Origin of the sequence: Lysinibacillus sp. UBA6686 (assembly GCF_002455205.1) — a bacterium.
GTDB classification, from domain to species: domain Bacteria; phylum Bacillota; class Bacilli; order Bacillales_A; family Planococcaceae; genus Lysinibacillus; species Lysinibacillus pakistanensis.
Genome location: NZ_DKJS01000016.1, coordinates 1 through 9,323, shown reverse-complemented (window position 1 = coordinate 9,323; position 9,323 = coordinate 1). Strand labels below are relative to the sequence as shown.

Here is a 9,323-nt window from a genome sequence, read left to right as displayed (position 1 = left end):
TTCTTATTCCACAATCGGGCCAGATTATTGAGGAACGTTTTCAATGGATGTTATTGTTGAAATATAGAGTTAGATAAAGATTAACTCCATTTTGATCAATCTGTATTCTAAAGCTATATTTACTTGTTTTTTATTTTTTATTTGTAAGTAAATCTTTATTTGGTTGGGAAAATGAAGCAAGGAGGTGAAATAATCCAGGTAAAACAATTAACATCCCAACAATCGCATATATTTGACGCGTACTTAAATTTAAAAATGTTGAGGAAGCAAACAATATCCCTAATGGCATGGTAACTCGAATGAATAGTAATCGAACTGCACTTAGTTGGGTTAAACGATCTCTAGGAGCTTCACGCTGAAAAATTGCTGCACTTTGAGCATTGAATAAAGGAAATACCATTCCTCCAAACAATTCACACACCCATGCAATAGGAACTGAATTTACAAAAAACAAGAGTACGAATGAAAGACCTCCTCCTATTAAACCGAGGTACATAGTTTGATAAGTTTTTGGTAACTTCGTAAGTAGTACCATACCTACAGCATAACCGACTGGGAAAGACCCAGAAAAGACCGCATATTCCCAAGAATGACCATTAAGGTCTCCTCGTATAAAAGGAATACTTAAAACCATCGTTGCTCCAACCGCAAATTGTACCGTGGAAGAAAGTATGGTAAGTCGAAAAAGATTTGGATATTTAAAGAATGTTCGATAGCCTTCCTTCATTTCTGCCCACCAAAATTTCTTTGTCCAAGTTGCCACTTTCTTCTTACTTGATTGAGGGATACGTGAAAGTGCGAGAAAGCTGACGAGGAACATAACAGATGAAAATCCATATATAAAATGTATAGGACTGACCAATAGCAATAATGAAGTTGCTCCAGGAGCGATAAAACTCATAAGTCGAATAGTTCCATCTAGTAATGCATTTGCTTCGACAAGTTCTTTCTCTTTACAAATTTCTGGTAGAAGTGAAAAAGATAGACTTGCGTAAATTGGTTGCATCAAGCCTAACAAACATTGTAGAACGACTAATCCTAAAATGGTTCCCACGTCTGTACCAATTAAATAACCAACAAGTGGAAGGATGTAGGCTCCAGCACGAATCAACTGTATGTTTTGAAGCATTTTCTCCTTCACAACATGGTTTAGGAAAGGCGCACTAATGCCTTGCAAAATTAAAGAGGGGATAAAATATACAAGCCAAAGTACACCCATCCATTCCCTTGAACCTGTCAATTCATAAAGTAACAATCCATTAATGATTCCTCCAGCTGCTCCACCAAATTCGGATACAATTTCACCTATCCAAAGTGCTTTAAATGCCTTAGAGAACTTATTCATTTGTGAACCCCCAGGTACTGAGTAAGTCGTCCAGAAAAAGCGTTAATCTGCGTTAGATTTGCTGAATAGATACCTTTATCAACACGAATAAACTTTGCTGCTTTCAATATAGAAAGTTGGTGATGTAGTGTTGTTTTAGATGTATTAAACTGCACGCTCAACTCTTGAAGTGATAAAGGTCCCTTTAGAAGTTGATAAAGCAATTTCAATCGAAGTTCATCCCCTAAGGCCTTATGACCACGAATTAACTCATTTGATGGAACACCAGGCTCTATCAAATATTCTTCCTTTAAAGGATAAAAGAAAAGTTTAGTATCAGGTGTGCGTTTTCCTAAGATCCAAGGACGATAAGATACGTGTGGAATTAATTTGACATTCCAGACAGAAGGTTCAGGGAGATACTTGATTCCACCCGTAATTCGTTCGATTTCCTCAATAGGATTTGTTATATCCAATGATTTGTATTGTTTCTGTTCAAAAGCAAGCGCATGAGTCCATTTTTCCCATTCTTCTTGTTGACTTACCCACATGTACCACTCAACCAATGTATTGTTGAATAGGTCACAAATTTCTTGTTGTGTATAACGACTAAGATTACGCACATACCCACCTAAGTAATCGTGGTCTTCAAAATATGTCGAATACTTCTCAAATAATTCACCTCGATGATGTTCAGTGGCTGTCGCTTTTCTTATAGGCTCAGTATTCCGATCTTTGTACGGCAAAAGTATGTCATAAAAGCGAGCAATTGGAATTTCTGAAAGTTGATTCGAAAAATCTTGAACAGATAATGCAGATAGTTTATCTTGAAGCATAATCAGTCCATACCATAAATTGGTCTCCTCAATTACCTTCAAATGTTTTAATAATGATGAAGACATTGAATCTTGCTCTGATATCCACTTTTCATCTAAATCGAATGTATGTCGAAGTTGTCCATGTGTGTACCCTGCAATACCAAGTATCACTTCCCAAACAGGTGAGGATTCTACTTGTAAGGAAATGCTTTCAGCTGGATATGGAGAATAAAGGTGTTTCATAAAAGAGCCTCCTTATTATGTATTCCCTATATTCTAATATATTGGAATTTTACATTCAATAAATTTAGAATTAAAATTTCTGGTTGCTCCCTTGTAACAAAATACTTCCATTTATTGAAATTTAAAAGGGAGATGTTTACAGTATAAAAGCCCGTATTTTAGTTATTCCATTAAAGGGCGCGATTGTTGAGCAACACAGGTAGAAAACAATCAAACTTTTTTATAAAAACCTAACTTAAAACTGCTAAAGAGGTATCCCTTTTGATCAATCTTTTTTCAAAAGGGATTCTTCTTATTTATCATAAAATAAGGGTTTACGAGGTATTTTTGCTCAAACTTTATTTCAAAGCAACATCAAATAGGGTAAAAATCTGTTGCAATTCAAAACATTAAATCATAATATAAGAATATAGTTATATATGTATCATTTCACCTTTCTTTATCGAGGTGATTTTATTTAAAATAATATATAAGTAAATGATTATATAAGGAGTGCAGATAAATGGAAAACACGCTAATTGAAAAACAATTAAAAGCAGCAGCTGATTTGAATCGCATTAAATTACTTGCATGCATGAAAAATGGGGAGGTATGTGTATGTGATTTTGTGGATGTTCTAGGAATATCACAACCAGCAGTTAGTCAACATCTACGAAAATTAAAGGAGGCAGGTATTATTACGGAACGTAAAGTTGGGACTTGGAAACATTACCGTTTAGTAGAGGATCAAACGCCACTGATGCAGGGCATTTTAGAACAAATACATCCTTTAAACGGGTGTAACTGTGTAACAGATTGTTGCCATGTAGGGGGAACTGATAATGAGTAATGAGTCTTTAACCAAACAGCTTTCTTTCCTAGATCGTTACCTAACTCTTTGGATATTTGTTGCGATGGGAATAGGTGTTTTATTAAGTATCACTATGCCCAAAATTGGTGAAGCATTAGAGTCCATGTCTATTGGAACAACATCCATACCTATTGCTATAGGGTTAATTGTGATGATGTATCCTCCATTAGCAAAAGTAAAGTATGAAGAAATGTGGCGAGTGTTTAAGGATTGGAAGGTGCTTTTACTATCCCTTTTTCAAAACTGGTTACTAGGACCGTTCTTAATGTTCTTTTTAGCCATCATCTTCCTGCACGATTATCCTGAATACATGGCTGGACTCATTATGATTGGTCTAGCTCGCTGTATTGCAATGGTCATTGTATGGAATGATTTAGCACGAGGAGACCGTGAATACGTAGCTGGTTTAGTTGCTTTTAACTCCATCTTTCAAATCGTGACGTATTCAATTTTTGCTTATTTTTTCTTAAATGTATTACCTGGTTGGTTTGGTTTAGAGAATTTCAATGTATCCATCTCCATGTGGGAAATTACAAAGAGCGTCCTTATTTATTTAGGCATACCATTTGCTGCAGGGTTCCTCACACGATGGATCGGTATTAAAACAAAAGGCAAACAGTGGTATGAGGAAAAGTTCTTACCGAAGATTTCACCACTTACTTTAATTGCACTTTTGTTCACGATTGTGATGATGTTTGCCTTAAAAGGTGAGAAGTTAGTCGAACTACCACTCGATGTAGTACGAATTGCTATTCCATTATTTATTTACTTTGTGGTGATGTTTGCTGTTTCATTCTTTTCTTCACGTAAAGCAGGAGCATCTTATCCAGTCACAGCAGCTCTTTCATTCACAGCAGCAAGTAACAATTTTGAGTTAGCCATTGCCGTTGCAGTTGGTGTATTTGGTCTTCATAGTGGGGTAGCGTTTGCGGCTGTTATTGGACCACTAGTCGAGGTACCTGTTCTCATAGGACTTGTATGGGTTGCCTTACGTTGGCAGAAAAAATACTTTAAAACCATTAAATTATAAGGAGCATTATTATGACAAATACACTCTACTTCTTGTGTACAGGAAACTCATGCCGTAGTCAAATGGCTGAAGGTTGGGCAAAAAAATTACTACCTACCAATTGGACAGTTAAAAGTGCTGGTATTGAAGCACATGGTCTAAATCCGAATGCTGTTAAAGCGATGGCGGAGGTATGCATTGATATATCGAATCATACATCAGACTTAATTGATTTTGAGACATTAAACAATGCAACATTAGTTGTTACGTTATGTGGGGATGCCGCTGATAAGTGTCCGATGACGCCTCCTCATGTTCGTCGTGAACATTGGGGATTTGAAGATCCAGCAAAAGCGTCAGGTTCAGAAGAAGAAAAGTGGTCAGTTTTTCAAAATGTTCGTGATGTTATAGGAAAACGTATTGAAAAATTTGTAGCCGAGGAGCTGAAATAAATTGAAAAAAATTCATATCTATGAGCCAGCAATGTGCTGTTCTACAGGCTTATGTGGACCCTCTATAGACCCAGAATTATTGCGTATGTCATTTATAATGAATAATTTAAAGAAAACCAACTTTGAAGCTGAACGATTTAATCTTACAAACGAACCGAATGCTTTTGTAGAAAACGAAACAATCAATCAACTTTTAATGTCAGAAGGAATGGAGGCCTTACCTGCAACGTTTGTGGATGGAGAATTACTTTGTAAAGGGAAATATCCAACAAATGAGCAATTTTCACAGTGGTCAGGGCTTTCAGAAGAAGAACTATTACAAAAGCCGAAAGTACGCTTGTCACTAAAAGGAGATGCCTAAAATGGAACGCTTTACAAGAAGTCATTTTCCTGACACCCCGTTCCTGTTTTTTACAGGGAAGGGGGGCGTAGGAAAAACATCTGTTGCTTGTAGTCTATCAATAGCCATTGCAAGTGAAGGGAAAAAGGTACTTTTAATTAGTACTGATCCTGCATCCAACTTACAAGATATTTTTGGTCAAACGCTTTCTAATAGTCCAACAAAAATTGAAGGCATAGACAATTTATTTGCGATAAATTTAGACCCTGAACAAGCAGCTCAACATTACAAAGAGCAAATGGTTGGTCCGTACCGGGGAAAACTCCCTGATGTGGTACTACAAAATATGGAGGAACAGCTTTCTGGCGCATGTACAGTAGAAATTGCTGCCTTTAATGAATTCGCAACACTATTGACTGATACTTCAGTGATTGGAAATTTTGACACTGTTGTGTTTGATACAGCACCAACAGGACATACACTACGTTTATTACAACTTCCTTCTGCATGGTCTACGTTTCTAGATGAAAACACGACTGGCACTTCATGTTTAGGTCCTTTAAAAGGATTAGAGCCACAACGTGAAGTCTATAAAAGGGCTGTTGATCGTTTAAAGGATGCCAATCAAACAACATTAATGTTGGTGACACGTCCTGAAGAAAACCCTTTAAAAGAAGCAGCACGTGCCTCTCACGAATTGTTTGAAATTGGTATTCAAAATCAGACTTTATTAATTAATGGATATATGAGTAATGTCAATTCTACTGATAATATCGAAGAGGCTTTCATTGCGCGTCAATCGGATGCATTAGCCAGAATTCCTGAAGAACTAAATCGATTTGAACATTTCTACTTACCGTTTGTACCGTACTCATTATCAAGTATTGAGCGTATGCAAGCGTGGATGACCAATCAAGACATTACACATACAAATGAATCAATCGAAGAAACTAAGGTTCCTGAAGTGGAAGAAATGATTGCTGATTATTTAGAACGTAAACCGAAACTGATTTTTACGATGGGGAAAGGTGGAGTCGGTAAAACAACGGTTGCTTCTTATATTGCCTTACGATTAGCAGAAGAGGGTATTCATGTACATTTAACTACAACAGATCCTGCCGCGCATTTAAATTGGACATTTGGTGATGACCAAATCAAAAATTTAACGATAAGTCGTATAGATCCGAAAGTAGAAGTTGCAAATTATGAAGCTGAAGTGCTTGCAAAGGCAAGTGAAACGATGAACGAAGAAGGTTTAGCATTTGTACAAGAGGACTTGGCTTCTCCTTGTACAGAGGAAATTGCAGTATTTCGTGCGTTTGCTAACGTAGTAGAAAATCACCAAGATGAAGTCATTATTATTGATACAGCACCAACAGGGCATACGTTATTGTTACTAGATGCGACAGAAGCTTACCATCGTGAAATAAGCCGTTCGCAAGGTGATGTTCCGCCAGCTGTTTCTAACCTGTTACCAAGATTACGTGATGCCACTTATACGAGTGTAGCCATTGTAACACTTCCTGAAGCAACACCTGTTTATGAAGCGACACGCTTACAGGAAGATCTGCAACGTGCTGGATTGTCTGTTGATTGGTGGGTTGTCAATCAGACCTTTTCTTCAATCCACACAACAAGTCCAATATTAATTCAAAAACAACAAGCTGAAACAAAATGGCTGAAAGAAGTTAAATCCATCAGCAACAATCAATTTGTAGCTATTCCATGGATAAAAACGCCACCAGTTGGAACAAAAGGTTTACATGAACTAAAAGGAGAGAAAATCAAATGAAAATGAGCCCAGAAGGTAAAAATTATTTAGAACAGGTATTAGCTGATTCAGAGGTTAAAACGCTTCGTTTCTTTGGTATTGCAGGCTGCTGTGGAGTTAATTTAGGTGTAGGTTTAGAAGCACCAGTAGCAGAAGATGCTATTCAAACAATTGAAGGTATCGAAGTCGCCATTCATCCTGATATTGCATCACAATTAACAGATGTTACGATTCATGCAGAAGAAGAGAATGGAGAACTAGGCTTAATGTTAGTAGGATATTCACCAACATCGTGTTAAGGAGGATTTTACATGAAAAGAGAAGATGATATTCGGGCGAATGTACGTGAAAATTATGCGAAAGTAGCCCTAAAATTAAACAGCTCACAAGAATGCTGTACACCAGCTTCTAGCTGCTGTAATCCAAATGATACTCAAAATATTTCCATTGAAGAAATTTCGCAAAAAATGGGCTATACAAAAGAAGAACTTGCTTCAATTCCTGATGGGGCCAATATGGGACTGAGTTGTGGCAATCCACAAGCAATTGCGGATTTGAAGCCTGGAGAAATTGTTGTCGATTTAGGTTCTGGTGGTGGTTTCGATTGTTTCTTAGCTGCACCAAAGGTAGGAAAAGACGGTCGAGTAATTGGCATTGATATGACACCTGAAATGATTTCAAAGGCGCGTCGTAACGCAGAGAAGCCAGGTTTTGAAAATGTAGAGTTTCGTTTAGGCGAAATTGAGCATATGCCTGTTGCAGATCATACAGTGGATATCATCATATCAAATTGTGTGATTAATCTATCACCTAACAAACCACAGGTATTTAAAGAAGCCTATCGAACTTTAAAAACAGGAGGTCGCTTAGCAATTTCAGATGTTGTGTTAACAGCAACTTTACCAGAAAATTATTTATCAGATATGAAATTATATTCTGGATGTGTCTCTGGTGCGATTTCCATTGAAGAATACGAAGCACTTTTAAAAGATGCAGGCTTTACAAATATCTCAATTGAACCAAAAGATGAGTCAAAGGAATTTATCCGTGAATGGGAGCCTAATTATGATTTAGAAAACTATATTGTCTCAGCTATAATTCAAGCCATTAAATAGAAGGATGAATAACGATGACTGTTAATCATGCAAGTGTGCTGACAAAAGAATATTTCATTTCATATTTGACTCTCATTATGAAAAGTAGAGAATATACATTACCCCAAGCTGAATCATTTGCTCTCGATTTTTTCTTTAAAGGAGATAATGAACGTTATGGACTTTCAACATGGTTCCAGTTTGAAAAAGCTACAAAAGAAATAAAGGATAAATTCTGTGTAAATGAAGTATGTTAATTACATTTAGTCGTTTCACGTCTAGCTTATAGCTAGGCGTAAAAAACACACAATATATAAGGGGATGCTTATATACGTTTATAAAGAGGAAGGGTTTATTTATGAAAACACTTAAAGTATTCAAACCAACTGAATCATGTTGTACTATTGCTAAAGGCATTGAGGTGCCAGAAGCTTTAATATAAATAAAAAATTACCAATAGTAAGTATTGGTGCAGGTCCAATTGGATTAGCTGCAGCTGCTCATTTAGTGGAACAAAAGCATGCATTTATTTTACTAGAGGCTGGGCGTGAAGTAGCACACAATATTCGTACTTGGGGGCATGTTACACTATTTTCAATTTAACATCAATAAAGCTGCTAAAGCTTTATTAGATGTCTCAGGTTGGGTAGAACCTAATTTAGATACGTTACCGACAGGACATGAACTAATTAATCTTTATTTAAAGCCGTTGTCTGAGCTAGTACAAATAAAGCCTAACATTCAATTGAACGCAAAAGTAGTAGGAATTTCACGATAATTTAATGTTAAGATGAAGACAAAAAATCGAGTAAAACAGTCCTTTACTATTTATATTGAACAAGAGAATGACATCCGTATTATTGAGGCGAGAGCTGTTATTGATGCAACAGGGACATGGGGGAACCCAAACCCAGCAAATTCTACAGGTGTATGGCTACAAAATGAAAAAGCATTATCAGATCACATTGAGTATGGTATCCCAGACATAAATACGAATACTGAGAGATATACCAATAAGAAGATTGCAGTTATTGGTGGTGGCCATTCAGCTATCAATACCTTATTGGCACTTTCGGAATTACAAGAAGAGAATCCTGCAACAAAGCTGGTGTGGATTATGCGTAAAAAATCTGTTGATGAAGCCTATGGTGGCCAAGAAAAAGATGCTTTGGCAGCACGTGGCGCACTCGTTGTTCGCATTAACGAATTAGTAGATTCAGGTAAGGTTGAAGTAATAACACCTTTCTATATATCACAGATGAAGAAAGATGAGAACATCCAAATTGTTGGTACTAAAAACGGCGAACAAAAAGTATTAACAGGATTTGAAGAGCTTATTGTCAATGAAGGAAATAGACCAGACCTTTCTTAAGCCCGTATTCAAATAACGCATATAAATAACCAGGCACCTCCGGTACGATA

13 protein-coding genes are annotated in these 9,323 nt (G+C 36.7%); 11 read left to right on the top strand and 2 right to left on the bottom strand.

The features are described 5' to 3' along the window. Window positions 1-130: 130 nt before the first annotated feature. Both B2R82_RS04380 and B2R82_RS04375 read right to left on the bottom strand, forming a co-directional pair. Complete coding sequence (locus tag B2R82_RS04380; protein ID WP_286923708.1) at window positions 131-1,345, bottom strand: MFS transporter; 1,215 nt, start codon at window positions 1,343-1,345, stop codon at window positions 131-133. After that, complete coding sequence (locus B2R82_RS04375) at window positions 1,342-2,385, bottom strand: ArsR family transcriptional regulator (RefSeq protein ID WP_286923707.1); 1,044 nt, start codon at window positions 2,383-2,385, stop codon at window positions 1,342-1,344. The genes B2R82_RS04380 and B2R82_RS04375 overlap by 4 nt, the downstream gene beginning before the upstream one ends. Before the next feature lie 502 nt (window positions 2,386-2,887). Here B2R82_RS04375 and B2R82_RS04370 point away from each other — a divergent pair. The 11 genes from B2R82_RS04370 (at window position 2,888) to B2R82_RS04325 (ending at window position 9,273) form a co-directional block, all read left to right on the top strand. Then, complete coding sequence (locus tag B2R82_RS04370) at window positions 2,888-3,214, top strand: ArsR/SmtB family transcription factor (RefSeq protein ID WP_286923706.1); 327 nt, start codon at window positions 2,888-2,890, stop codon at window positions 3,212-3,214. Next, window positions 3,207-4,265: an ACR3 family arsenite efflux transporter gene (arsB, locus tag B2R82_RS04365; RefSeq protein WP_286923705.1), complete on the top strand. Its 1,059-nt coding sequence runs from the start codon at window positions 3,207-3,209 to the stop codon at window positions 4,263-4,265. The genes B2R82_RS04370 and arsB overlap by 8 nt, the downstream gene beginning before the upstream one ends. An 11-nt stretch (window positions 4,266-4,276) precedes the next feature. After that, window positions 4,277-4,696 carry an arsenate reductase (thioredoxin) gene (arsC, locus tag B2R82_RS04360; RefSeq protein ID WP_286923704.1) on the top strand — a complete coding sequence of 140 codons (420 nt, stop codon included), beginning with the start codon at window positions 4,277-4,279 and terminating at the stop codon, window positions 4,694-4,696. A 1-nt stretch (window position 4,697) separates the two neighbouring features. Next, window positions 4,698-5,057: an arsenite efflux transporter metallochaperone ArsD gene (arsD, locus tag B2R82_RS04355; protein WP_286923702.1), complete on the top strand. Its 360-nt coding sequence runs from the start codon at window positions 4,698-4,700 to the stop codon at window positions 5,055-5,057. A gap of 1 nt (window position 5,058) precedes the next feature. After that, window positions 5,059-6,828 carry an arsenical pump-driving ATPase gene (arsA, locus tag B2R82_RS04350; protein ID WP_286923701.1) on the top strand — a complete coding sequence of 590 codons (1,770 nt, stop codon included), beginning with the start codon at window positions 5,059-5,061 and terminating at the stop codon, window positions 6,826-6,828. After that, on the top strand, window positions 6,825-7,106 hold the full coding sequence (locus tag B2R82_RS04345; RefSeq protein ID WP_286923700.1) for a Fe-S cluster assembly protein HesB: 282 nt from the start codon (window positions 6,825-6,827) through the stop codon (window positions 7,104-7,106). The genes arsA and B2R82_RS04345 overlap by 4 nt, the downstream gene beginning before the upstream one ends. A 12-nt stretch (window positions 7,107-7,118) precedes the next feature. Then, entirely contained in the window at window positions 7,119-7,922 is an 804-nt protein-coding gene (locus B2R82_RS04340; protein WP_286923698.1) for an arsenite methyltransferase, read from the top strand. A 14-nt stretch (window positions 7,923-7,936) separates the two neighbouring features. Beyond that, window positions 7,937-8,158, top strand: coding sequence for a hypothetical protein (locus B2R82_RS04335; protein ID WP_286923697.1), 222 nt, complete (start codon window positions 7,937-7,939; stop codon window positions 8,156-8,158). A 250-nt stretch (window positions 8,159-8,408) separates the two neighbouring features. Continuing rightward, the gene (locus B2R82_RS24040) at window positions 8,409-8,504 is read left to right on the top strand and encodes a hypothetical protein (protein WP_349680273.1); all 96 of its coding nucleotides are present in this window, start codon (window positions 8,409-8,411) and stop codon (window positions 8,502-8,504) included. Continuing rightward, window positions 8,482-8,679, top strand: a complete 198-nt coding sequence (locus B2R82_RS04330; protein ID WP_286923696.1) for a hypothetical protein — start codon at window positions 8,482-8,484, stop codon at window positions 8,677-8,679. The genes B2R82_RS24040 and B2R82_RS04330 overlap by 23 nt, the downstream gene beginning before the upstream one ends. Before the next feature lie 12 nt (window positions 8,680-8,691). Next, a complete protein-coding gene (locus B2R82_RS04325; protein ID WP_286923695.1) occupies window positions 8,692-9,273 on the top strand; it encodes an NAD(P)-binding domain-containing protein in 582 nt (193 codons plus the stop codon). The last annotated feature ends 50 nt before the right edge of the window (window positions 9,274-9,323 follow it).

What these genes read in the sequence shown, in the direction of transcription:
- B2R82_RS04340 (WP_286923698.1), top strand. Translation starts at nt 7,119, where the DNA reads ATGAAAAGAGAAGATGATATTCGGGCGAATGTACGTGAAAATTATGCG.
- B2R82_RS04370 (WP_286923706.1), top strand. Translation starts at nt 2,888, where the DNA reads ATGGAAAACACGCTAATTGAAAAACAATTAAAAGCAGCAGCTGATTTG.
- B2R82_RS04335 (WP_286923697.1), top strand. Translation starts at nt 7,937, where the DNA reads ATGACTGTTAATCATGCAAGTGTGCTGACAAAAGAATATTTCATTTCA.
- B2R82_RS04325 (WP_286923695.1), top strand. Translation starts at nt 8,692, where the DNA reads ATGAAGACAAAAAATCGAGTAAAACAGTCCTTTACTATTTATATTGAA.
- arsC (WP_286923704.1), top strand. Translation starts at nt 4,277, where the DNA reads ATGACAAATACACTCTACTTCTTGTGTACAGGAAACTCATGCCGTAGT.
- B2R82_RS04375 (WP_286923707.1), bottom strand. Translation starts at nt 2,385, where the DNA reads ATGAAACACCTTTATTCTCCATATCCAGCTGAAAGCATTTCCTTACAA.
- B2R82_RS04330 (WP_286923696.1), top strand. Translation starts at nt 8,482, where the DNA reads ATGTTACACTATTTTCAATTTAACATCAATAAAGCTGCTAAAGCTTTA.
- arsB (WP_286923705.1), top strand. Translation starts at nt 3,207, where the DNA reads ATGAGTAATGAGTCTTTAACCAAACAGCTTTCTTTCCTAGATCGTTAC.
- arsA (WP_286923701.1), top strand. Translation starts at nt 5,059, where the DNA reads ATGGAACGCTTTACAAGAAGTCATTTTCCTGACACCCCGTTCCTGTTT.
- B2R82_RS04380 (WP_286923708.1), bottom strand. Translation starts at nt 1,345, where the DNA reads ATGAATAAGTTCTCTAAGGCATTTAAAGCACTTTGGATAGGTGAAATT.
- B2R82_RS04345 (WP_286923700.1), top strand. Translation starts at nt 6,825, where the DNA reads ATGAAAATGAGCCCAGAAGGTAAAAATTATTTAGAACAGGTATTAGCT.